This is a genomic window from Pseudomonas sp. TZ252, assembly GCF_056110345.1.
Genome location: NZ_CM148566.1, coordinates 4462241 through 4483399, shown reverse-complemented (window position 1 = coordinate 4483399; position 21159 = coordinate 4462241). Strand labels below are relative to the sequence as shown.

18 protein-coding genes and 3 tRNA genes are annotated in these 21159 nt (G+C 67.6%); 4 read left to right on the top strand and 17 right to left on the bottom strand.

What is annotated here, in order from left to right:
- Positions 1–27: 27 nt before the first annotated feature.
- Both ACYAF3_RS20815 and ACYAF3_RS20810 read right to left on the bottom strand, forming a co-directional pair.
- Entirely contained in the window at positions 28–1467 is a 1440-nt protein-coding gene (locus tag ACYAF3_RS20815) for a hypothetical protein (RefSeq protein WP_016852652.1), read from the bottom strand.
- Between the two features lie 336 nt (positions 1468–1803).
- Positions 1804–3843 carry an oxidoreductase gene (locus ACYAF3_RS20810; RefSeq protein ID WP_003119758.1) on the bottom strand — a complete coding sequence of 680 codons (2040 nt, stop codon included), beginning with the start codon at positions 3841–3843 and terminating at the stop codon, positions 1804–1806.
- Positions 3844–4057: 214 nt separating this feature from the next.
- Here ACYAF3_RS20810 and ACYAF3_RS20805 point away from each other — a divergent pair, with 214 nt between their 5' ends.
- Positions 4058–5176 carry a carbon-nitrogen hydrolase family protein gene (locus ACYAF3_RS20805; protein WP_003113936.1) on the top strand — a complete coding sequence of 373 codons (1119 nt, stop codon included), beginning with the start codon at positions 4058–4060 and terminating at the stop codon, positions 5174–5176.
- A complete protein-coding gene (locus ACYAF3_RS20800; RefSeq protein WP_003116451.1) occupies positions 5173–6210 on the top strand; it encodes an AraC family transcriptional regulator in 1038 nt (345 codons plus the stop codon). The genes ACYAF3_RS20805 and ACYAF3_RS20800 overlap by 4 nt, the downstream gene beginning before the upstream one ends.
- 287 nt (positions 6211–6497) lie before the next feature.
- On the opposite strand, the gene ACYAF3_RS20795 is transcribed toward ACYAF3_RS20800, so the two are convergent.
- The 12 genes from ACYAF3_RS20795 to xcpR all read right to left on the bottom strand — a co-directional run bounded on the left by ACYAF3_RS20795 (position 6498) and on the right by xcpR (position 14462).
- Positions 6498–6574, bottom strand: a tRNA-Asp gene (locus tag ACYAF3_RS20795).
- Positions 6575–6688: 114 nt separating this feature from the next.
- A tRNA-Asp gene (locus ACYAF3_RS20790) sits at positions 6689–6765 on the bottom strand.
- 16 nt (positions 6766–6781) lie between these two features.
- Positions 6782–6857, bottom strand: a tRNA-Val gene (locus ACYAF3_RS20785).
- Between the two features lie 138 nt (positions 6858–6995).
- Positions 6996–7520: a GspM family type II secretion system protein XcpZ gene (xcpZ, locus tag ACYAF3_RS20780; protein ID WP_003091369.1), complete on the bottom strand. Its 525-nt coding sequence runs from the start codon at positions 7518–7520 to the stop codon at positions 6996–6998.
- A gap of 1 nt (position 7521) precedes the next feature.
- Complete coding sequence (gene xcpY / locus ACYAF3_RS20775) at positions 7522–8670, bottom strand: GspL family type II secretion system protein XcpY (RefSeq protein ID WP_003103522.1); 1149 nt, start codon at positions 8668–8670, stop codon at positions 7522–7524.
- Positions 8667–9668, bottom strand: coding sequence for a GspK family T2SS minor pseudopilin variant XcpX (xcpX, locus tag ACYAF3_RS20770; protein WP_003103524.1), 1002 nt, complete (start codon positions 9666–9668; stop codon positions 8667–8669). Before xcpX ends, xcpY begins: the two co-directional genes overlap by 4 nt.
- The gene (gene xcpW, locus ACYAF3_RS20765; RefSeq protein WP_003103526.1) at positions 9665–10378 is read right to left on the bottom strand and encodes a GspJ family T2SS minor pseudopilin variant XcpW; all 714 of its coding nucleotides are present in this window, start codon (positions 10376–10378) and stop codon (positions 9665–9667) included. The genes xcpX and xcpW overlap by 4 nt, the downstream gene beginning before the upstream one ends.
- Entirely contained in the window at positions 10375–10764 is a 390-nt protein-coding gene (gene xcpV, locus ACYAF3_RS20760) for a GspI family T2SS minor pseudopilin variant XcpV (RefSeq protein WP_003103528.1), read from the bottom strand. Before xcpV ends, xcpW begins: the two co-directional genes overlap by 4 nt.
- Positions 10761–11279, bottom strand: coding sequence for a GspH family T2SS minor pseudopilin variant XcpU (gene xcpU / locus ACYAF3_RS20755; protein WP_003103530.1), 519 nt, complete (start codon positions 11277–11279; stop codon positions 10761–10763). The genes xcpV and xcpU overlap by 4 nt, the downstream gene beginning before the upstream one ends.
- 6 nt (positions 11280–11285) lie before the next feature.
- Positions 11286–11732: a GspG family T2SS major pseudopilin variant XcpT gene (gene xcpT, locus ACYAF3_RS20750; protein ID WP_003119751.1), complete on the bottom strand. Its 447-nt coding sequence runs from the start codon at positions 11730–11732 to the stop codon at positions 11286–11288.
- Between the two features lie 4 nt (positions 11733–11736).
- Positions 11737–12954, bottom strand: a complete 1218-nt coding sequence (gene xcpS / locus ACYAF3_RS20745) for a GspF family T2SS innner membrane protein variant XcpS (protein WP_003091376.1) — start codon at positions 12952–12954, stop codon at positions 11737–11739.
- Positions 12954–14462 carry a GspE family T2SS ATPase variant XcpR gene (xcpR, locus tag ACYAF3_RS20740; RefSeq protein ID WP_003158838.1) on the bottom strand — a complete coding sequence of 503 codons (1509 nt, stop codon included), beginning with the start codon at positions 14460–14462 and terminating at the stop codon, positions 12954–12956. The genes xcpS and xcpR overlap by 1 nt, the downstream gene beginning before the upstream one ends.
- A gap of 219 nt (positions 14463–14681) precedes the next feature.
- Here xcpR and xcpP point away from each other — a divergent pair, with 219 nt between their 5' ends.
- Positions 14682–15389 (top strand): type II secretion system protein N, encoded by a 708-nt coding sequence (gene xcpP, locus ACYAF3_RS20735; RefSeq protein ID WP_003119750.1) that lies wholly within the window; start codon positions 14682–14684, stop codon positions 15387–15389.
- A gap of 4 nt (positions 15390–15393) precedes the next feature.
- Entirely contained in the window at positions 15394–17370 is a 1977-nt protein-coding gene (gene xcpQ, locus ACYAF3_RS20730) for a GspD family T2SS secretin variant XcpQ (protein WP_003103536.1), read from the top strand.
- An 86-nt stretch (positions 17371–17456) separates the two neighbouring features.
- Here xcpQ and ACYAF3_RS20725 read toward each other — a convergent pair whose 3' ends face one another.
- The 3 genes from ACYAF3_RS20725 to purF are packed head-to-tail and all read right to left on the bottom strand — an operon-like array spanning position 17457 to position 20954.
- The gene (locus tag ACYAF3_RS20725; RefSeq protein ID WP_003103539.1) at positions 17457–18224 is read right to left on the bottom strand and encodes an SDR family oxidoreductase; all 768 of its coding nucleotides are present in this window, start codon (positions 18222–18224) and stop codon (positions 17457–17459) included.
- Positions 18221–19432: an O-succinylhomoserine sulfhydrylase gene (locus ACYAF3_RS20720; protein ID WP_003103540.1), complete on the bottom strand. Its 1212-nt coding sequence runs from the start codon at positions 19430–19432 to the stop codon at positions 18221–18223. The genes ACYAF3_RS20725 and ACYAF3_RS20720 overlap by 4 nt, the downstream gene beginning before the upstream one ends.
- A gap of 16 nt (positions 19433–19448) precedes the next feature.
- Positions 19449–20954, bottom strand: a complete 1506-nt coding sequence (gene purF, locus ACYAF3_RS20715; RefSeq protein WP_003091383.1) for an amidophosphoribosyltransferase — start codon at positions 20952–20954, stop codon at positions 19449–19451.
- Between the last annotated feature and the right edge of the window lie 205 nt (positions 20955–21159).

Genomic DNA, 21159 nt, shown 5'->3' with positions numbered 1-21159 from the left:
GGTGACCAGTGGGGAAACGGCAAGGAGTCAGCTCACGGTGCGCAGGCGCCCCGTGGTCTTGTGCCGGGCGCAGCAGTTGGTGTCGCCGGCGACGAAGCGCGCCGGGTTGTCGACCCGGTCGAGCGGCAGGTTGCAGCGTTCGCCGCCGGGCAGCAGCGCCTCGCAGCGCGGCTGCTGGAAGTGGTCCAGCCACTGGCGGTACTGGCTCTCGGAGACGAAGCACTTGGCCGCCGCGTAGGCCAGCGGATTGTCCTGGTAACGCGGGATGTCCTGCAAGGGGATGGTCAGGTGCCCGGCACCGGGATGGTAGGCGACGAATACCACGCCCTGGCCGGATAGACGCTCCAGCAGTTGCTCCGGTCCCTGGGCGGCCAGACGGTCGCGCTCGGCGCGCAGCTCGGCCAGTTCCTGCTCCAGTTGCTGGTCCAGCTCGTTGCGGTAGGCCAGTTCGACGTCGCGGATCGAGATCTGCTCCTTGTAGCCGGCCACCGCCGCCGCCACCCGAGCCTCCAGTTCGTCGGCGAACTCCGAGCGCAGCAGGTCGGTCTCGTTGCGCCCCTGGTTCTCGATGAAACGCAGTTGCCGGGTCAGTTCCTCGCGGTTGCGCTGGAACTGCTCGCCCTGCTCCAGCAGACGCTGCTGCAATTCGGCGTTCTCCCGCGCCTGCCGTTCCAGGGCCTGTTGCAGGCTGAGCACTTCGCTGCGCAGGATGTCCAGTTGCCCGCGGGCGTCCTGTTCGCGCCTGGCCAGTTCCTCTTCGTGCTGCCGGGCGAGCCCGGCCAGGCGCTGCTCCTGCTGCCGGGCCAGGGCGGCGAGCTGTTGTCGCTGCTGCTTGACCAGTTGCGCCAGGCGCGCCGTCTGCTCGTCCTCCTGCTTGCGCGGAGGCTCCGCGGGCGGTGCCTTCGGGGCGGCGGGACCGGCGGCGTACCATTGCTCTTCGGCGGCCATCTGCAGCCGCTGCGGCTCCACCGCGGCAGGCTCTTCGTCCACCAGCAGGCCCAGCTGGTTGCGCCTGAGCGCGTCGCGGATGAGCACGAAATGGTTGCGTCCGGCGCTGCTCTCCGGGTCCCAGAGGTGCATCTGGTGCCAGGACACCGGGCACTGGCTGCGACAGGCCAGGCGGATCGGCCCGCCGCCCATGTCGGGGCCGCGTCCGGCGCGTTCGGCGAGGTTGCGCAGAGGCAGGTTCCAGCCGGTGTCGGCGCCGCCCTGCTCGTCGAAATCGAGATAGAAGAACACCGCCGCCCGCGCCTGCAGGCGCGGATTGATCAACACATAGGCCAGGTGCATCTGCCGGTCGGCGTATTCCGGCATGCGCACCAGGCCATCGAGCAGCGCCTCGAATTCGGGATACAGCATTTCCTTGCAGACGCCGCTGTCGTTGAAGAACAGCACGGCCTCCGCCATCTGTGGCTTTTTCTGCATGCTCATCGCTAACCCTCGAACGCCTGGCGAGGCGGCCCGCATCCGGCAGTACCCATCTGGCATGTCACCTGAAAAACAGGCGCTATCTCGTTGTTCGGGCAAGTCTAGGGGAAAAAATGTCGCGGGCAATGTGACTGGGTTGGCAGACACCCGGGCGATGCCGGACGGCCCGCCGAGCGGTAGGGGAAATTGTGAAGCGGTCGGGTTTTGAGCGGACGGAGATCACCGTGGCAGAGCGCCACCGTTCACCGAACCGGTGCGCAGCGCCCCGCCGCGCCGACGAGGGCGGACAGGGGCGATACGCAGAACCTGTGCGAGCTGGAGAAAAGCCGTTTTCAACGCAGTTTCTCCGCTACGCAACAGATCGCGGAAAGGCTCTCAGAGTTCGGCGGCCAGGCGCGAACCCTGGTTGATGGCGCGCTTGGCATCCAGCTCGGCGGCGACGTCGGCGCCACCGATCAGGTGCACGCTCTGGCCGGCCGCCAGCAGGCCGTCCTGCAACTCGCGCAGCGGGTCCTGGCCGGCGCAGACGATCACGGTATCCACCGGCAGCACCTGCGGCTCGCCCTCGGCAACGCGGATATGCAGGCCGGCGTCGTCGATCCCGAGATACTCCACGGCATTCACCATCTGCACCTGCTTGTTCTTCAGGCCGGCGCGATGGATCCAGCCGGTGGTCTTGCCGAGGCCGTCGCCGACCTTGCTCTTCTTGCGTTGCAGGAGGAACACCTGGCGCGCCGCCGGATGCACCTCGGCCTTGATCCCGGCGATGCCGCCGCGGGCCTCCAGGCGAGTATCGATCCCCCACTCCTTCCAGAACGCCTCGCGCTCCAGGCTGGTGGACGGACCGGCATGGGTGATGAATTCGGAGACGTCGAAGCCGATGCCGCCGGCGCCGATCACCGCCACCTTGCCACCCACCGGCTTGCGCTCGAGGATCGCATCCAGGTAGCTGATCACCTTCGGATGCTCGATGCCGGGGATAGCCGGTGTGCGCGGAACGATGCCGGTGGCGAGGACGATCTCGTCGTAGCCGCCCGCGACCAGGTCGTCCACGCCGACCCGGCGGTTCAGGTGCAGTTCGACACCGGTGCTCTCCAGCTTGTTGCGGAAGTAGCGCAGGGTCTCGTGGAACTCTTCCTTGCCGGGAACCCGCTTGGCCACGTTGAACTGCCCGCCGATCTCGCCGGCGGCGTCGAACAGGCTGACCCGGTGCCCACGCTCGGCGGCCACGGTGGCGGCGGCCAGGCCGGCCGGGCCGGCACCGACCACGGCGATCTTCTTCGGCCTGGTGGTGGGGATGTAGTTCAGCTCGGTTTCGTGGCAGGCGCGCGGGTTGACCAGGCAACTGGTCAGCTTGCCGCCGAAGGTGTGGTCGAGGCAGGCCTGGTTGCAGCCGATACAGGTGTTGATCCGTTCGGCGTGGCCGGCGGCGGCCTTGTTGACGAAATCGGGGTCGGCGAGGAACGGCCGGGCCATGGAGACCATGTCGGCATCGCCCTCGGCCAGGACCTTCTCCGCCACCTCGGGAGTGTTGATGCGGTTGGTGGTGATCAGCGGGATGCCGACCTCGCCGCGCAGCTTGGCGGTGACCTTGGTGAAGGCCGCGCGCGGTACCTTGGTGGCGATGGTCGGGATACGCGCCTCGTGCCAGCCGATGCCGGTGTTGATCAGGGTCGCGCCGGCCTTCTCGACGGCCTTCGCCAGCAGCACGATCTCGTCCCAGCTGCTGCCGCCCTCGACCAGGTCGAGCATGGACAGGCGATAGATGATGATGAAGTTCGGCCCCACCGCCTCGCGCACCCGGCGGACGATCTCCACCGGCAGGCGCATGCGGTTCTCGTAGCTGCCGCCCCAGCGGTCGGTGCGCTGGTTGGTGTGCTGCACGAGGAACTGGTTGATGAAGTAGCCTTCCGATCCCATGATCTCGACGCCGTCGTAGCCGGCGACCTGGGCCAGGCTGGCGCAGTTGACGAAGTCGGCGATCTGCTTCTCGATGCCTTCCTCGTCGAGTTCCTTGGGCTTGAACGGATTGATCGGCGCCTGGATCGCGCTCGGCGCCACCTGCTTCGGACTGTAGGCGTAGCGGCCGGCATGCAGGATCTGCATGCAGATCTTGCCACCCGCCTCATGCACCGCCTGGGTCACGATCCTGTGCTTCTCCGCCTCTTCCGGCGTGCTCAGCTTGGCCGCGCCGGAATACACGCCGCCCTCCTCGTTCGGGCCGATGCCGCCGGTGACCATCAGGCCGACGCCACCGCGGGCGCGTTCGGCGAAGTACGCCGCCATGCGCTCGAAGCCCTGCGGCTTCTCTTCCAGGCCAGTGTGCATGGACCCCATCAGGGTGCGGTTGCGCAGGGTGGTGAAGCCGAGGTCCAACGGGGCGAGCAGGTGCGGATAGGGAACGGCGGCGGTCATCGGGGGTCTCCACATCGGGCGAAACGCGTTCACGGATATGCCGCGGCCTCGGGCGCAATGCGCGGGACGGGCAGCGGTCGGTATGGCGACGACTCTAAGGAGCGCCACCGGAGCGCTCAATGATCCTAAATGACAAGTTACTGATCGGAATGCACAGGGATGCTTGGCAAGCCGACGCCACTCCCCTACCCTGTGGGCTGCCTTGGAGACCCGCATGCGCAAGCTGATCTTCCTGATCCTCATCACCCTCTTCGCCGCCTACGCCGGCTGGGCCGAACGCCGCCCGGTAGGCCACTACCTGTCCGACCTGCGCAGCCAGGTCAGCGTGGTCCAGGGCCAGCCCGGCGAGCGCGGCAACCTGCTGGCGGTCCAGCCGGAACTGTTCACGCCGGACTACCAGAGCGCCGAACGGTTGCAACTGAAATTCCACGCCTACCTGGAAAATGCCCGCCGCCAGGGCCTGCTCAACGAGCGCACGGTGGTGGTGTTCCCCGAGCATGTCGGCACCTGGCTGGTGGCCAGCGGCGAGAAGCCCGAGGTCTACGCCGCTGCCGACTGGCCCACGGCGATGGACTGGATGGCCGCGAGCAACCCACTGAAGGTGGCGCGCGGCTGGATCACCGCGCGCGGCGATCAGCGTCTCACCGACACCCTGTTCCGGATGAAGGCGGTGGACATGGCCCACGACTACCAGACCCTGTTCGGCGGGCTCGCCCATGATTTCAAGGTGACGGTGGTCGCCGGCTCCATCGTCCTGCCCGACCCCGAGGTCGAGGACGGCGAGCTGCGTCCCGGCACCGGCCAGCTGTACAACGTCAGCCTGACCTTCGGTCCCGACGGCCGGCCGCTCGGCCAGCCGCAACGCAAGGTGTTCCCGACCCGCCACGAACTGAGCTACCTCAACAACGGTCGCGGCGAGCGCCTGCAGGTGCTGGATACGCCGGCAGGACGCCTGGGCGTGCTGATCGGCACCGACAGCTGGTACCCGGACACCTACGCCACCCTGGTCGAACAGGGCGTCGAACTGCTGGCGATCCCCGCCGCCCTGAACCAGAGCGGTCGCTGGCAGCAGCCCTGGCCCGGCTTCGATGCGGAGCTGGTTCCCGGCGACGTGCGCCTGGCGCCGAACAGCCTGAGCAACGCCGAGGCCTGGCAGCGCCTGGCGGTCGGCGAGCGCCTGCTGGCCAGCGGTGCGCGCGGCGCCGCCGTGGCCTTCGCCCATAGCCGCCTGTGGAACGTCACCGAAGACGGCCAGAGCCTGCTCGGTTCGTCGCAGGGCATGCGCCAGGCCAATCCCGGCGGCGGTGCGCAACTGGTCAATCTCTGGCTATGAGCGCGCCCCGGGTTCGCCTCGGCGACCTCTCGGTCGGCTTCGTCCAGGCGCTGGCCGACGCCCTGCTCGCCGCCGGCGTCGAGCCCGCACCACTGCTCGAGCAGTACGGCCTCGACCAGCGGCGCCTGGCCGAACCCGGGGCGCGCCTGTCGATCCCTCGCTACATGCGCCTCGGCCATGCCGCCATACAGCTCAGCGGCGACCCCGCCCTTGGCCTGCAGATGGGCCGCCTGAGCCGTCTCGGACAGATGGGCCTGGCCGGCGTCAGCGTCGCCCAGGCGCCCAACCTGCGCGCCGCCGCGCGGGCAATGATCCACCTGGAACCGCTTTACGCGCAGAACTACCGGGGCCAGTCGAGCCTGGTGGAAGACGCCGGCGGCGCCTGGCTGCGCTTCTATTCGATCAGCCCTTATAACGCCTATAACCGCTTCGTCGTCGATTCGGTGCTGGCAGGCTGGATCAGCCATCTCGGCGCCCTGGCAAGGCAGCCGTTGAAAGCGGAGCGGGTGGAGATCGAATATCCAGCGCCGCCTTGGGCCGAGCGCTACGAGGCATTCTTCGGCTGCCCGGTGGAATTCGGCGCGCCGACCAACCAGTTGCGCCTGAGCCAGGCCAGCCTGGCCCTGGCGAATGCCGAGCACTGTCCGAGCACCTGGAGCCAGATGCTGGAACTCTGCAACCGCGAACTGGAGCAGTTGACCCGCACCCGCAGTTGGCGCGAGCGCGTCAGCCGCCTGCTGGGGCCGATGCTCAATGGTCGCGAACCGGACCTCGAGGAAATCGCCGCGCGCCTCAAGTTGCCGACCTGGACCCTGCGGCGCAAGCTGGCCGAGGAAGGCACCCAGTTCCGCAGCATCCTCAACGACACCCGCCGCGACCTGGCGATGGTCTACATCCGCGAGACCGACCTGGCCTTCGGCGAAATCGCCTACCTGCTCGGCTTCGCCTCGGCGGAAGCCTTCCAGCGCGCCTTCAAGCGCTGGAGCGGGCAGACGCCCGGCGAATTCCGCCGCGCCCAGCGACAGAGCGCCTGATCACATCTCGGTGGCGTCGTCCGCCGGCTCTGGCAGATCGCATTCGGCGGCATGCTGCTCCAGCAGTTCTTCCTGGTAGTCGTCCATCGCGGATCACCTTTCGTTCGTCTGTGTCTTTCAGCTGTAGACGAGGAAGATGACAGCGGGATTACCGCGCGCGGACCGACGGAGCAGGAAATCCGGCAAACAAGGAGAAAACGGAAGGCGCAGGGGACGACGGAAACGAAAAAAGCGGCCATTGGCCGCTTTCTTCGTGGCTCACCCCGCCTCGGCGTGGTGAAGATGTATGGCGCAGCGGACGGGACTCGAACCCGCGACCCCCGGCGTGACAGGCCGGTATTCTAACCGACTGAACTACCGCTGCGCGTCGGCTGGGCAAGATGCCCGGTAAAGCGACTTCCTCTTGTTGCAGCCAGGCTGCCCGCCTTCTAGTGGAAGACGGCGAGTTCGGGGTGGTGAACTCGGGAGGGGAAGTGAATGGCGCAGCGGACGGGACTCGAACCCGCGACCCCCGGCGTGACAGGCCGGTATTCTAACCGACTGAACTACCGCTGCGCGTAACTTGCGAGATTGGTGGGTGATGACGGGATCGAACCGCCGACCCTCTGCTTGTAAGGCAGATGCTCTCCCAGCTGAGCTAATCACCCTTCACTCTCGAAGTGGGGCGCATTCTACCGACCGAAAAACCTAAGTCAATGCCCTGATTGAATTTTTTTTGAAATTTCGGCGATCGCCTGTCGCCACGGTCGGCGCCGGGGCCCAGGCCGGGCCCAGCCACGGGCCGCTCACTCGACCCGCAGGCTCAGGCGCGCCGAGACCCGGCCGTCGACCTGGCGGTCCAGGCCGGCCTCCGCCACCTGCACGCCCTGCCCGTTCAACTGCTCCAGCCAGGGCAGCAGCTTGGCGAATGGCGCCGGCTGCAGGGCCACCTGCACGGCGCCCTCGCCTTCGTTGTCGAGGCGCTCGACACTCAGTCCGGCCTGGGCCGCCGAAGCCGTGACCATGCCCTGCAGCGCCGCCGGGTCGATCTGCGCCTGTGGCGCCGCGGCATCGGCCTGGCGCACGTTGGGCGCCTGCTGCTGGATGTAGGCATGCAGCGCGCGCTGTTCGGTGAAGTACTGCCGCGCCGACTGCAGATGGCGCTCGGCCGGGCGCCACAGCGCCAGGTAGAGCACCACCAGCAGGAGGAACGCACCGAGCCAGAGCAGCGCCAGGCGGTCCCGCGCCGGCAGCCCGCGCCAGCGGATCGCCAGCTGCGAGGTTTCCGCCTGGGCCCTGAGGCGCTCGTGGAATTGCGTCATCACCTTCATCTCAACCTCCTATCACCAGGCGCGCGCTGACCGTCGAGCCATCGCGGCTGGCCGAACCCAGCTGCACCGCCAACCCGGACTCGCTGAGACGCGAACGCAGCCGTTCCAGCACGTCGAAACCGGGAGCCCGCACCTGGAGGGCGACGTCGCCGCGAGCGGCGCTGAAGTCCAGTTGCTCGACGCTCACCGTCGGCTCGCCGCCGATCACCGTGGCGGCCTGGCCAAGCAGGCCGAGCAACTGGCCCTCGCCGCCGCTGCTGGCGCTGTCGGCCAGGTGCTGGTCGAACTGCGCGCGCAGGTTGATCAGCTTGCGGTCCTCGGGAAACAGCTGGCGGTAGAGTTCTGCGCTCTGCGCCGCGTAGCGGTCGCCTTCGCGCTGCAACTGCCAGGCCTGGACCAGGGTAAAGCCCCATTGCAACACCAGCCACAGCCCGACCAGCCCCAGCAGCGGCCGCCAACGGCGCCACTGGCTGCTCTGCTGGCGCGCGGCGAACTCGGCCTGGGCCAGGTCGGTGCCCAGCGGCTGCTCGCTCAGCCAGACGTGCGGATTGCCCGCCAGGGCCTGGACTTCCACCCCCTCCAGGGGCGCCACCTCCTGCGCGGCGAAGGCCCGCTGCGGCGGCGGGCAACTGTCGCGCAGCACCGGCCAATCCTCGCTGCCGCAGGCCAGGCGTACGGCACCGCTGCCGCCGAGCAGCCAGCGCTCTTCCAGCCAGAACAGGCAGCTGCCCTCGCCCGGCAGGCAATCGGCATCGACATGCAGCGAAGCCGGCGCCTTGCCCGCGCCCTCGGCCAGCGCCAGCCAGGCGGCAAGCCAGGTGCGCTGCACGGCGAATACCCGGTGGCGGCCGTCGGCCAGCGCCGGACCAAGGGCAAGGTGCATCTGCTCGACATCGTCGGCCAGTTGTTCCTCCACCGCGAACGGCAGCGACTGGCGCAACCAGCGCGCCTTCTGCGTAGGCAGGTTCACCGCGCAGGCGGTCACCGCCTCCACCGGCAGGTACAGCCGCCAGGGCGCACGGATTTCCGCCAGCGCCTGGGCGAACGGCGCGCGCCGGCACTCGCCATCCTGCACCCACCATACCGCCAGTTCCCCATCGGCCCCCGCCGTGCTGGCGGGCGGCAGGAACAGCGCACTCACTCCACTCATCGCTCGTCCTTCTTCCAATCGTCGCCGCCCGTCGACGGGATGGGCAGGCCGCCCTGTCCCATGTCGCGGGCCATCACGCGTATCTTGCCGTCCTTGCCCCGCTGCAAGGTACTCACCAGCACCTGCCGGCGGTCGCCCAGGCTGACCTCGCTGATCACCTGGAAGTAGCGGGTGCCGACGGCATAACTGACGTTTCCGGTCTTCGAACCCAACTGGGTCAGATGCTTGGTGAAATCGTCCTTGCTCTGGAAACCTTCCCGACCGCGGGCGTCCACGATGTTTTCCGCCTGTCCCGGATCGATCTCGAACATGGCGGCCAGCACCGGCACGCTGGCAGTGTTCACGTTCAGCGGCGCATCTTCGGGCAAGGCGCTGACGAACGGCAGCAGGCGTCGATAGTCGGCTTCCGACAATTTCAGCAGGCGCAGCTCGGACACGTCCTTGAAACTGCGGTTGGCGGCGCGGTAGGCCGGCGCCTCCAGCAGGTACTGGTTGTCCTCGGCGCCTTGCTCGCCCTGCGGATTCTGGTCGGCGTCGAGCCAGTCGGCCAGCCGGTCCGGCAAGCCCTGGACGATCTCTTCCTTCATCCCCAGGGTGGCCAGCAGGCGACGGAACTGCTTCACCGAATCCGGCTTGACCTTGCGCTTGCGCACCAGTCCGTTGAGATTGAAACGCCCGCTGGGGTCCTCGATCCGCACCCGCAGCTCGCCGCCGTCGTCCAGCTTGAACGGCGTCATCGGTCGAGCCCAGGCCTCGCCCAGGTGGTCCACCGGCTCGCGGGTATTCTCGCCGCCCTGGCGCAGGTCGCGGCGCAGCACCGCTTCCGCCAGGCGTTCGCCGCCCAGCGCATAGTGCCAGGCCTGGCGCACGTGCAACTGGTTGGCGCTGCTGCGTATCGCCAACTGCTGGCGGATGATCAGCCCGGCGCAGACGATGGTCACCACCGCCACCACCAGCAGCACGGTGATCAGCGCGACGCCGTTCTGCCCGCGCCTCATTCCGGCGCCCCCGGCATGCCTTCCGGCGGCTGCGGCACTCCGCCCTCGCCGTTCTCGCCATTCTCGCCGCCCGGCTGGCCCTGCGGCTGGTCCTGCTTGAGCGGCGGATCGAGCAGACGCCAGACGCGCACCAGCTTGCCGTAGTGGCGGTGCTCCAGGGTCATCTCCACCGCCAGCGGCAGGCTTTCCAGGCGCTCCTCCTCGCTGCCTTCGTCGGTCGGCCAGTGGCCCTGCCAGTTGTGCTCCTTGTCGAGGAAGCGCCAGCTCAGCGCGGTAACCCCGTCCAGCACCTGCTGCACCCGTGGCTTGCTGTCCTGGGCGCGGTCCAGAACCAGCCAGTAGCGGCGTTCGAGGGTCTCCCCGGACAGCGACCAGCGCACCCGCTGCAGGCGCGAGCGCGCCTGGCCGAGCGGGTTGCGCCAGCCACCACGGGTGAGTTCGACGATCTGGTCGTTCTCGCCCTCGCTGAGGAAGGCGCCACGGTTATCGCCCAGCTCGTCGCGTACCGGACGTTCGACCGCCTGGGTCAGGTCGCGCTCCAGCGCGCCCATCGCCCGCACCAGCTCGCGCATGCGCTGCTCCTGCACGCGAGTCGCCTGGTCGGTCTGCATCACGCTGTCGAACATGCGGTAGGTGGCCAGGGCCAGCAGGGCGAAGATGGCGATGGCGATCAGCAGCTCGAGCAGGGTGAAGCCCCGCTGTAGCCTCATGGCTGGCTCCCGAGGAAACCGACGAGGCGCGCCGCGGCGCGTTCCTCGATGCTGCCACGCTCGCGGCCGAGGGGCTTCGCCGCGACCCAGACGATCACCCGCCGCATATCCTGCTCGGCGGTGCTGTCGACCTGGGTGCGCCACTCCCAGCGGCGCCCGGCGAACTCCAGCTCGCCCTGGTTGCGGCCGCTGGAGGGCGGCGTCTGTTCCAGCTGCAATTCGTTGAGACGGTTGTCGGCGATCCACATCGCCAGGGTCTTGTCTTCCAGCCGCGAGGCATTCTGCAGGCTGCGCGCGCTGGCACTGAGCACGCTGGCCGCGACCATGGCGAAGATCGCCAGGGCCACCAGCACTTCCAGCAGGGTGAAACCACGCGCGCGCTTCATCGCCGCGCCACCTCGACCCGTGGCAGGCGGAAACCGTCGCTGCTCAGCGACAACGCCCGCCCCTCGGGTCCGCGCTCGGCCAGGCGCAGGCGGAACGGACTGAGTTCGCCACTGGAGAGGATCAGCAATTGCGGCTGGTCGGTGCCTTTCTTCTGCTCCTTCTCGCCCTTGCTGCCGGCCAGCACCAGCGGCTGGCCGTCCAGCTCGAAGGTCAGCTCCGCCCACTCCGGCAGGCGGTGGCTGTCGCGCGCCACCGGCAACCAGCGCGCCTTCGCTTCGTCGTAGCGCAGTACCTGGTAGGCATCGCGCTCCAGGCGCAGGCCGTACTCGCGGTTGTCCAGCACGGCCTCGTCGGTCAGCACGCCGATCAGCCCGGCGAGCCGCTCGGCCTCGCTGTCCAGCTCCCGCGAGGTGCTGGCGAAGCCGGTGCTGAGCACCGCCAGGCCGATCAGCACGCTGATGATGACCATCACCACCATCAGCTCGATGAGGGTGAAGCCGCGCGAAGCCCGCATGTCCGGTCAGTTGTCCCAGTTGCCGATGTCGGCGTCGTTGTCGCTGCCGCCTTCCTTGCCGTCGGCGCCCAGCGAATACAGGTCGAACGGGCCCTTGGTGCCCGGCGCCAGGTACTGGTAGGGATTGCCCCACGGATCGACCGGCAGCTTCTTCAGGTAGCCGTCCTTGTTCCAGTTCTTCGGCTGCGGATTGCCGGTGGGCTTCTTCACCAGCGCCTCGAGGCCCTGCTGGGTGCTCGGATAGGCGAAGTTGTCCAGCTTGTACATGTCCAGCGCGGCAGCGATGGCCTTGATGTCGCCCTTGGCCACGGTGACCTTGGCCTGGTCGGGACGGCTCATCACCTGCGGCACCACCAGGGCGGCGAGGATGCCGAGGATGACCACCACGACCATGATTTCGATCAGGGTGAAGCCCGACTGTTGGCGACGCTGCAATGGGCGGCTCTGATTCACGCGATTACCCCACGAGTTGGTTGAGAGAAAGGATCGGAAGAAGAATGGCCAGGACGATGACCAGCACCACCGCGCCCATGAATATCAGCATGAACGGTTCGAACAGGCCGACCATCAGGCCGATCTGCGCCGCCAGGTCGTTCTCCTGGTTGCGCGCGGTGCGCGCCAGCATCTGGTCCAGCTCGCCGGAGCGCTCGCCGCTGGCGATCATGTGCAGCATCATCGGCGGAAACTGCCCGGTGGCTTCCAGCGAGCGGGTCAGGCTGGCGCCCTCGCGGACCTTCTGCGCGGCCTTGACCACTTCGTTGCGGATGATCCGGTTGGCGATCACCTCGGCGGCGATCGCCAGCGCCTCCACCAGCGGCACGCCGCTGCGGGTGAGGATCGCCAGGGTCGAGGCGAAGCGCGCGGTGTCGGTGGAACGCACCAGCCGACCGACCAGCGGCACGCGCAGCAGGAAGCCATGCCAGCGCTCGCGAAAGGCATCCTTGCGCAGCGCGTAGCGGAAGCCGATCACCCCGCCGATCGCCGCGACGAAGGCCAGCGCGCCCCAGGCCTTGACCCAGTCGCTGACGCCGATCAGCACGCGGGTCAACAGCGGCAGGGTCTGCCCGCTGTCGATGAACACCCGGACCACGTCGGGCACCACGTAGCCCAGCAGGAAGCCGACGATGGCCAGCGAAGCGACCATCAGGATCACCGGATAGAGCAGCGCCAGCTGGATCTTCTGCCGCGACTGCTGGCGCTGCTCGGTGTAGTCGGCAAGTTGCTCCAGCACCGGGCCGAGGTGCCCGGCATGCTCGCCGGCAGCCACAGTCGCCCGGTACAGCTCGGGAAAGGCGGTGGGAAACTCGCGCAGGCTGCCGGCCAGGCTATGGCCTTCGAGGACCTTGGCGCGCACCGCGAGAAGCATCGACTGGATGCGCTGCGAGGTGGACTGCGCCGCGGCGGCGCGCAGCGCCTCCTCGATCGGCAACGCGGCCTGGACCAGGGTCGCCAGTTGCCGGGTCACCAATGCCAGGTCGCGCGCGGACAGTCCGCGGGCGAACGTCAGGCGCCCGCCCTGCCCGCTCTGCTCGCGGGTACGGGTGGGCTTCACGTCGAGCGGCGCCAATTGGCGCTCGCGCAGCAACTGGCGGACCTGGCGCGCGCTGTCCGCCTCCAGCACGCCCTTCTGCTGGCGACCGCTGGGGTCGAGGGCGAGGTATTCGAAGGCGGCCATTATTCTTCCCGGGTCACGCGCAGGACTTCCTCGACCGTGGTGACGCCTTCCAGCACCTTGCGCCGACCGTCGTCGCGGATGCTCGGTCCGCTGGTGCGGGCATGCCGGGTCATTTCCTGCTCGGAGGATTCGTTGTGGATCAGCGAGCGCATGTGGTCGTCGAACACCACCAGCTCATAGATACCGGTACGCCCGCGATAGCCATGCTGGTGGCACTCGCCGCAGCCGCGGGCGCGATGCAGGGTCGGCGGCGCGGCGGGATCGACGCCGAGCAGCGCGCACTCGGCCTCGTCGGCCCGGTAGGGCTCCTTGCACGCCGGGCAGAGCACCCGCACCAGGCGCTGGGCCAGCACGCCAAGCATGGAGGAGGACAGCAGGAACGGCTCGATGCCCATGTCCACCAGGCGGGTGATCGCACCGATGGCGCTGTTGGTGTGCAGGGTCGAGAGCACCAGGTGGCCGGTCAGCGAAGCCTGCACCGCGATCTCGGCGGTCTCCCGGTCGCGGATCTCGCCGACCATCACCACGTCCGGGTCCTGCCGGAGGATCGCCCGCAGGCCGCGGGCGAAGGTCATGTCGACCTTGGCGTTGACCTGGGTCTGGCCGATGCCCTCCAGGTGGTATTCGATCGGATCCTCGACGGTGAGGATGTTCCGCGTGCGGTCGTTGAGCGTGGTCAGGCTGGCGTACAGGGTGGTGGTCTTGCCCGAGCCGGTGGGGCCGGTGACCAGCAGGATGCCGTGCGGCTTGCGCACCGTTTCGTCCATCAGCTTGCGGTCGCGCTCGCTCATGCCCAGGTGCTGCAGGTTCAGGCGCCCGGCCTGCTTGTCGAGCAGACGCAGCACCACCCGTTCACCGTTGGCCGAGGGCAGGGTCGAGACGCGGATGTCCACCTCGCGCCCGCCGACCCGCAGGGAAATCCGCCCATCCTGGGGAATACGCTTCTCGGCGATGTCCAGCCGCGCCATGACCTTGATCCGCGATACCAGCAGGGCCGCCAGCTCGCGCTTGGGCTCCAGCACCTCGCGCAGCACGCCGTCGACGCGGAAGCGCACCACCAGGCGCTTCTCGAAGGTTTCCAGGTGGATGTCCGAGGCGTTCTCGCGGATCGCCTCGCCGAGGATCGCGTTGATCAGGCGAATGATCGGCGCGTCGTCCTCCTGCTCCATCAGGTCCTCGGTTTCCGGGACCTGGTCGGCCAGCGCGGCGAGGTCCAGGCTGCCGCCGAGGTCCTCGGCGAGCTGCATGGCCGCCGAGGAGTCGTGCTGGTAGGAGGCCGCCAGGGCCTGGTTGAAGGCGTCCTCGCCGAGCGCCCTGAGCGGCAGGCGGCGGCCGGCGAAGCGCTGCGCCTCGGCGATCGCCGCCAGCTCCACCTGCGGCCGGCAGGCCAGCCAGTACTGCTCCTCCAGGCACAGGAACAACAGGCCCTGGCGCTTGGCGAAGCTGAACGGCAGACGCCGTGGCGGTGCGGCCGGCGCGGCGATGTCGGGTAATGGGGCTGTCATCATGGATGCCTTATAGCGGTAACCTTACAGAAGTATCTTGGTCGTATATGACCACTGAACGGTTACCGTCAGTATTGTTAGTTGTTAGTCGTTTTGTGCGGCCGATCCCGAGTTCCTCTTGCAGAAGTATCCTGGCGAGCCGTTATCTTAAGCACAAGCGTGCCTGGCCCGGCCAGTCACACCTATTGATAGAAGTAGGTAGCCTACTGGCAACGAACTGCTATGATCCCTCGGCGATCTTCAGACATAACGATAAAGACCAGGAGTGATGTATTGCCTTTCTCCGGCGCCTCTTCCCGCTGGCTGCAGCGGTACGCCCCGGCCCTTCTGGCTGTTGCCCTGATCATCGCCATGAGCATCAGCCTCGCCTGGCAGGCGGCCGGCTGGTTGCGCCTGCAACGCAGCCCGGTAGCCGTCGCCGCCTCGCCGGTCAGCCACGAGTCGATCCGCAGCGATCCGACCCGCCTGGCGCGCCTCTTCGGCACCAGCGCCCAGGACCCCAACGCCCCGCCACCGGCCACCAACCTCGACCTGGTGCTCAAGGGCAGCTTCGTCCAGAGCGATCCCAAGCTGTCCAGCGCGATCATCCAGCGCCAGGGCGACAAGCCGCACCGCTACGCGGTCGGCGGCGAGATCAGCGACGGCGTGAAGCTGCACGCGGTCTACCGCGACCGCGTCGAACTGCAGCGCGGCGGGCGCCTGGAAAGCCTGCCCTTCCCGCACCGTTCCGGGGGACTGCTGGCCAGCGCGGACGACATTACAAGCGAGAACGACTCGATCGAACAACTGCAAAGCCTGCAGGATGAGAACGCTGCAGCATTGCGCGAGCGCCTGGACGCCTTGCGCCAGCAGATGGAAGCCACGCCCATCGCAGAACCCGCCGAAGAAGACTCGAGCGAGCCCACGACCACGCCTACGGAAAGCGACTGACCCGATGTCCCAGCCTTTGCTCCGCGCCCTGTTTGCCCCTTCCAGTCGTTCGTACGTTCCCGCCGTCCTTCTCAGCCTGGCCCTCGGCATCCAGGCGGCGCACGCCGAAAACAGCGGCGGGAACGCCTTCGTCCCCGCCGGCAACCAGCAGGAGGCGCACTGGACGATCAACCTCAAGGATGCCGACATCCGCGAATTCATCGACCAGATTTCCGAAATCACCGGCGAGACCTTCGTCGTCGACCCGCGGGTCAAGGGCCAGGTCAGCGTGGTCTCCAAGGCCCAGCTCTCGTTGAGCGAGGTCTACCAGTTGTTCCTCTCGGTGATGAGCACCCACGGCTTCACCGTGGTTGCCCAGGGCGACCAGGCGCGCATCGTGCCCAACGCCGAGGCCAAGACCGAGGCCGGCGGCGGCCAGAGCGCGCCGGATCGCCTGGAGACGCGGGTGATCCAGGTGCAGCAGAGCCCGGTATCGGAACTCATCCCGCTGATCCGTCCGCTGGTCCCACAATATGGCCACCTCGCCGCGGTGCCCTCGGCCAACGCGCTGATCATCAGCGACCGCAGCGCCAATATCGCGCGAATCGAAGACGTGATCCGCCAGCTCGACCAGAAGGGCAGCCACGACTACAGCGTGATCAACCTGCGCTACGGCTGGGTGATGGACGCCGCCGAGGTGCTCAACAACGCCATGAGCCGCGGCCAGGCCAAGGGCGCGGCGGGCGCCCAGGTGATCGCCGACGCGCGCACCAACCGCCTGATCATCCTCGGCCCGCCGCAGGCGCGCGCCAAGCTGGTGCAACTGGCGCAATCGCTGGACACCCCGACCGCGCGCTCAGCCAACACCCGGGTGATCCGCCTGCGCCACAACGACGCCAAGACCCTCGCGGAAACCCTCGGCCAGATTTCCGAAGGCATGAAGAACAATGGCGGCCAGGGCGGCGAACAGACCGGCGGCGGCCGACCGAGCAACATCCTCATCCGTGCCGACGAAAGCACCAACGCCCTGGTCCTGCTGGCCGACCCGGACACGGTCAACGCTCTCGAAGACATCGTTCGCCAGCTCGACGTGCCGCGTGCCCAGGTATTGGTGGAAGCGGCCATCGTCGAGATCTCCGGCGACATCCAGGATGCCGTCGGCGTGCAATGGGCGATCAACAAGGGCGGCATGGGCGGAACCAAGACCAACTTCGCCAATACCGGACTGTCCATCGGCACCCTGCTGCAATCGCTCGAGAGCAACAAGGCACCGGAATCCATCCCCGACGGCGCCATCGTCGGCATCGGCAGCAGCAGCTTCGGCGCGCTGGTCACCGCGCTCTCGGCCAACACCAAGAGCAACCTGCTGTCGACCCCGAGCCTGTTGACCCTGGACAACCAGAAAGCGGAGATTCTGGTCGGCCAGAACGTACCGTTCCAGACCGGCTCCTACACCACCAACAGCGAAGGTTCGAGCAACCCGTTCACCACCGTGGAGCGCAAGGATATCGGCGTCAGCCTCAAGGTCACTCCGCACATCAACGACGGCGCGGCCCTGCGCCTGGAGATCGAGCAGGAGATCTCGGCCCTGCTGCCCAACGCCCAGCAGCGCAACAATACCGACCTGATCACCAGCAAGCGCTCGATCAAGAGCACCATCCTCGCCGAGAACGGCCAGGTGATCGTGATCGGCGGCCTGATCCAGGACGACGTTTCCCAAGCCGAGTCGAAGGTTCCCCTGCTCGGGGACATCCCATTGCTCGGTCGCCTGTTCCGTTCCACCAAGGACACCCACACCAAGCGCAACCTGATGGTCTTCCTGCGTCCTACGGTGGTCCGCGACAGCGCCGGTCTCGCCGCGCTCTCGGGCAAGAAATACAGCGACATCCGGGTCATCGACGGCACTCGCGGCCCGGAGGGACGACCCAGCATCCTGCCGACCAACGCCAACCAGTTGTTCGATGGACAGGCCGTCGATCTGCGCGAACTGAAGACGGAATAACGGCGCCATACCGGCAAGGCGGCCTCATACGAAAAAAAGGCGCTGCTCCTTTCGGAACAGCGCCTTTTCCGCATCTCCCCACCAACTCAGTCGAGGTAGATCATTTTCCGGGTCATGCCGCCATCGACCAGGAATTCCTGGCCGGTGACGAAACCGGCGTCCTCGGAGAGCAGCCAAGCCACCAGCGACGCGACATCCTCCACCGTTCCGACCCGGCCGACCAGGTGCTGGTCGTGGTCCAGCTCGGTCAGCGGCGCAGCCTCGCGCTCGGCGGCCTCGCGGGTATCGATCCAGCCGGGGCTGAGCGCATTGACACGGATATCCGGGCCCAGGCTGGCGGCCAGGGCATGGGTCAGCGCCAGCAACCCGCCCTTGCTCGCGGCGTAGGCCTCGGAGTCAGGCTCCGACTGGTGGGCACGAGTCGAGGCGATGTTGACGATGGCGCCATTGTGCGCGCGCAGATAAGGCGTGCAGTACTTGGCCAGCAGCATCGGACCGGTCAGGTTGACCGCCAGGGTCCGGGTCCACTCGCCGAGACTCAGCGCCTCCAGCGGCGTATTGCGCGGATTGGCGATGGCGGCGTTGCAGACCAGGCCGTCGAGGCGGCCGAACTGACCGAGCACCTCGGCCACGCTCATCGCCACCTGGCCCTCCTGGGCCACGTCCATGGCCACGAACCAGGCGTGCTCGCCCAGCGCCTCGGCCACCCTGGCCCCGCGTTCACGGTCGTTGTCGGCAAGCACTACCTGCCAGCCCTCGGCGATCAGCCAGGCACTGATGCCCAGGCCAATGCCCCGGGCCGCCCCGGTGACCAGGGCGACCTTGCCGTTGCCTCGCAGGTTGGGTTCGATCACAGCGCGGCCAGCCCCCGAGCCATGTCGGCCTTGAGGTCGTCGAGGTCTTCCAGGCCGACCGCGACCCGGATCAGGCTGTCGCCGATCCCGGCGCGCGCGCGGTCCTCGGGGGACAGTCGACCGTGGGAGGTGGTCGCCGGGTGGGCGATGGTGGTCTTGGTGTCGCCCAGGTTGGTGGTGATCGAGACCATCCGGGTAGCGTCGATGAAGCGCCAGGCGGCATCGCGCCCGCCCTTCACGTCGAAGCTGACGACCGCGCCGAAGCCACTCTGCTGGCGCCGGGCCAACTCATGCTGAGGATGGCTCTGCAGGCCCGTGTAGTAGACCCGCTCGATGCCCGGCTGGTGCTCCAGCCATTCGGCCAGGGCCAGGGCACTGGCGCTGTGCGCCTGCATGCGGATACGCAGGGTTTCCAGGCCCTTGAGGAACAGCCAGGCGTTGAACGGGCTGAGGGTCGGTCCGGCGGTGCGGAGAAAGCCGACCACTTCCTTCATCTGCTCGCCGCGACCGGCAACCACCCCGCCCATGCCCCGGCCCTGGCCGTCGATGTACTTGGTCGCGGAGTGGATCACCACGTCCGCACCGAGCTTCAGCGGCTGTTGCAGGGCCGGCGTGCAGAAGCAGTTGTCCACCGCCAGCAGCGCACCCTTGTCGTGGGCGATCTCGGCCAGCGCGGCGATATCCACCAGCTCGGCCAGCGGGTTGGATGGCGACTCGACGAAGAACAGCTTGGTATTCGGCTTGCACGCCGCCTCCCAGGCCGCGAGATCGCTCAACGGCGGATAGTCGACCTGGATACCGAAGCGCTTGAAGTACTTGTCGAACAGGCTGATGGTCGAGCCGAACACGCTGCGCGAGACCAGCACGTGGTCGCCGGAGCTGCACAGGCTCATCACCAGGGCGAGGATCGCCGACATGCCCGACGCCGTGGCCACCGCCTGCTCGGCTCCTTCGAGGGCGGCGATGCGCTCCTCGAAGGTGCGTACCGTGGGGTTGGTGTAGCGCGAATAGACGTTGCCCGGCACTTCGCCGGCGAACCGCGCGGCCGCGTCGGCGGCGGTGCGGAAGACGTAGCTGGAAGTGGTGAACAGCGCCTCGCCGTGCTCGCCCTCCGGCGTCCGCCGTTGCCCGGCGCGAACCGCCAGGGTGTCGAAGGCCGCGCCTTCCAGGTCGCTGTCGAGACGCCCGGCATCCCAGTCCTGAGTCATGCCGCTCTCCCCTTTGTCAGTCGTTGTACAGATCGATGATCGCGCTGACCGCCTGGCTCTTGGCCTTGGTCGCATCGTTGCGCGCCTGTTCGATCCGGTTCAGGTAGGCCTCGTTGACGTCGCCGGTCACGTACTCGCCGTCGAACACGGCGCAGTCGAAGTGATCGATCTTGATCTTGCCGCCGCCGACCGCGTCGATCAGGTCGGGCAGGTCCTGGTAGACCAGCCAGTCGGCGCCGATCAGCTTGCTGACGTCCTCGGTGCTGCGATTGTGCGCGATCAGCTCGTGCGCACTCGGCATGTCGATGCCGTAGACGTTGGGGTAGCGCACGGCCGGCGCGGCGGAGCAGAAGTAGACGTTCTTCGCCCCGGCCTCGCGGGCCATCTGGATGATCTGCTTGCAGGTGGTGCCGCGGACGATGGAGTCATCCACCAGCATCACGTTCTTGCCGCGGAACTCCAGCTCGATGGCGTTGAGCTTCTGCCGCACGGATTTCTTCCGCGCCGCCTGGCCGGGCATGATGAAGGTGCGGCCGATGTAGCGGTTCTTGACGAAGCCCTCGCGGAACTTCACGCCGAGCCGGTTGGCCAGTTCCAGCGCCGCGGTGCGGCTGGTGTCGGGGATCGGGATGACCACGTCGATGTCGTGGTCGGGACGCTCGCGGAGGATCTTGTCGGCAAGCTTCTCGCCCATGCGCAGGCGCGCCTTGTACACCGAGATGCCGTCCATGATCGAATCCGGACGCGCCAGGTAGACGTGCTCGAAGATGCACGGCGCGTACTTCGGCGCCTTCGCGCACTGGCGGGTATAGAGCTTGCCTTCCTCGGTGATGTACACCGCCTCGCCCGGCGCCAGGTCGCGGATCAGGGTGAAGCCGAGTACGTCCAGGGCCACGCTCTCGGAGGCGATCATGTATTCGACGCCGTTCTCGGTATGCCGCTGGCCGAAGACGATCGGACGGATCGCATTGGGGTCGCGGAAACCGACGATGCCATGGCCGGTGATCATCGCCACCACCGCGTAGCCGCCGACGCAACGGTCGTGCACGCAGGAAACCGCGGCGAAGATGTCCTCCTCGGTGGGCTGCAGCTTGTTGCGCACCGCCAGCTCGTGGGCGAACACGTTGAGCAGCACTTCCGAATCGGAGTTGGTGTTCACGTGGCGCAGGTCGGATTCGTAGATTTCCTTGGCCAACTGCTCGACATTGGTCAGGTTGCCGTTGTGCGCCAGGGTGATGCCGTAGGGCGAGTTGACGTAGAACGGCTGCGCTTCCGCCGAGCTGGAGCTGCCGGCGGTCGGGTAACGCACATGGCCGATGCCGACGCTGCCGATCAGGCGCTGCATGTGGCGCTGCTGGAAGACGTCGCGGACCAGGCCATTGTCCTTGCGCAGGTACAGCTTATCGTCATGGCAGGTGACGATACCGGCAGCGTCCTGGCCGCGATGTTGGAGGACGGTGAGCGCGTCATACAGCGCCTGATTGACGTTCGACTTGCCCACGATACCGACGATGCCACACATGTGACGCAACCCCTACTTGGCTCAAGCTGGAAAGATGGGAAGCGCGATCGGTCCGTCCCGGACCATCGAGCTGACCAGGGCCTGTGGGCCGCTGGCTCCCGCGAATCGGTGACCTTCGCCGCCGACTGGCTCGCGGCACGTCCTGTGCCGCCGGCGCCGCGCCATCGACGCGCCGCCCTGGAAAACCGCGGGACCCGGCCTCGGC

Coding starts and splice junctions, on each gene's coding strand:
- ACYAF3_RS20815 (WP_016852652.1), bottom strand. CDS start 1,467: ATGCGGGCCGCCTCGCCAGGCGTTCGAGGGTTAGCGATGAGCATGCAG.
- ACYAF3_RS20810 (WP_003119758.1), bottom strand. CDS start 3,843: ATGACCGCCGCCGTTCCCTATCCGCACCTGCTCGCCCCGTTGGACCTC.
- ACYAF3_RS20805 (WP_003113936.1), top strand. CDS start 4,058: ATGCGCAAGCTGATCTTCCTGATCCTCATCACCCTCTTCGCCGCCTAC.
- ACYAF3_RS20800 (WP_003116451.1), top strand. CDS start 5,173: ATGAGCGCGCCCCGGGTTCGCCTCGGCGACCTCTCGGTCGGCTTCGTC.
- xcpZ (WP_003091369.1), bottom strand. CDS start 7,520: ATGAAGGTGATGACGCAATTCCACGAGCGCCTCAGGGCCCAGGCGGAA.
- xcpY (WP_003103522.1), bottom strand. CDS start 8,670: ATGAGTGGAGTGAGTGCGCTGTTCCTGCCGCCCGCCAGCACGGCGGGG.
- xcpX (WP_003103524.1), bottom strand. CDS start 9,668: ATGAGGCGCGGGCAGAACGGCGTCGCGCTGATCACCGTGCTGCTGGTG.
- xcpW (WP_003103526.1), bottom strand. CDS start 10,378: ATGAGGCTACAGCGGGGCTTCACCCTGCTCGAGCTGCTGATCGCCATC.
- xcpV (WP_003103528.1), bottom strand. CDS start 10,764: ATGAAGCGCGCGCGTGGTTTCACCCTGCTGGAAGTGCTGGTGGCCCTG.
- xcpU (WP_003103530.1), bottom strand. CDS start 11,279: ATGCGGGCTTCGCGCGGCTTCACCCTCATCGAGCTGATGGTGGTGATG.
- xcpS (WP_003091376.1), bottom strand. CDS start 12,954: ATGGCCGCCTTCGAATACCTCGCCCTCGACCCCAGCGGTCGCCAGCAG.
- xcpR (WP_003158838.1), bottom strand. CDS start 14,462: ATGATGACAGCCCCATTACCCGACATCGCCGCGCCGGCCGCACCGCCA.
- xcpP (WP_003119750.1), top strand. CDS start 14,682: ATGATCCCTCGGCGATCTTCAGACATAACGATAAAGACCAGGAGTGAT.
- xcpQ (WP_003103536.1), top strand. CDS start 15,394: ATGTCCCAGCCTTTGCTCCGCGCCCTGTTTGCCCCTTCCAGTCGTTCG.
- ACYAF3_RS20720 (WP_003103540.1), bottom strand. CDS start 19,432: ATGACTCAGGACTGGGATGCCGGGCGTCTCGACAGCGACCTGGAAGGC.
- purF (WP_003091383.1), bottom strand. CDS start 20,954: ATGTGTGGCATCGTCGGTATCGTGGGCAAGTCGAACGTCAATCAGGCG.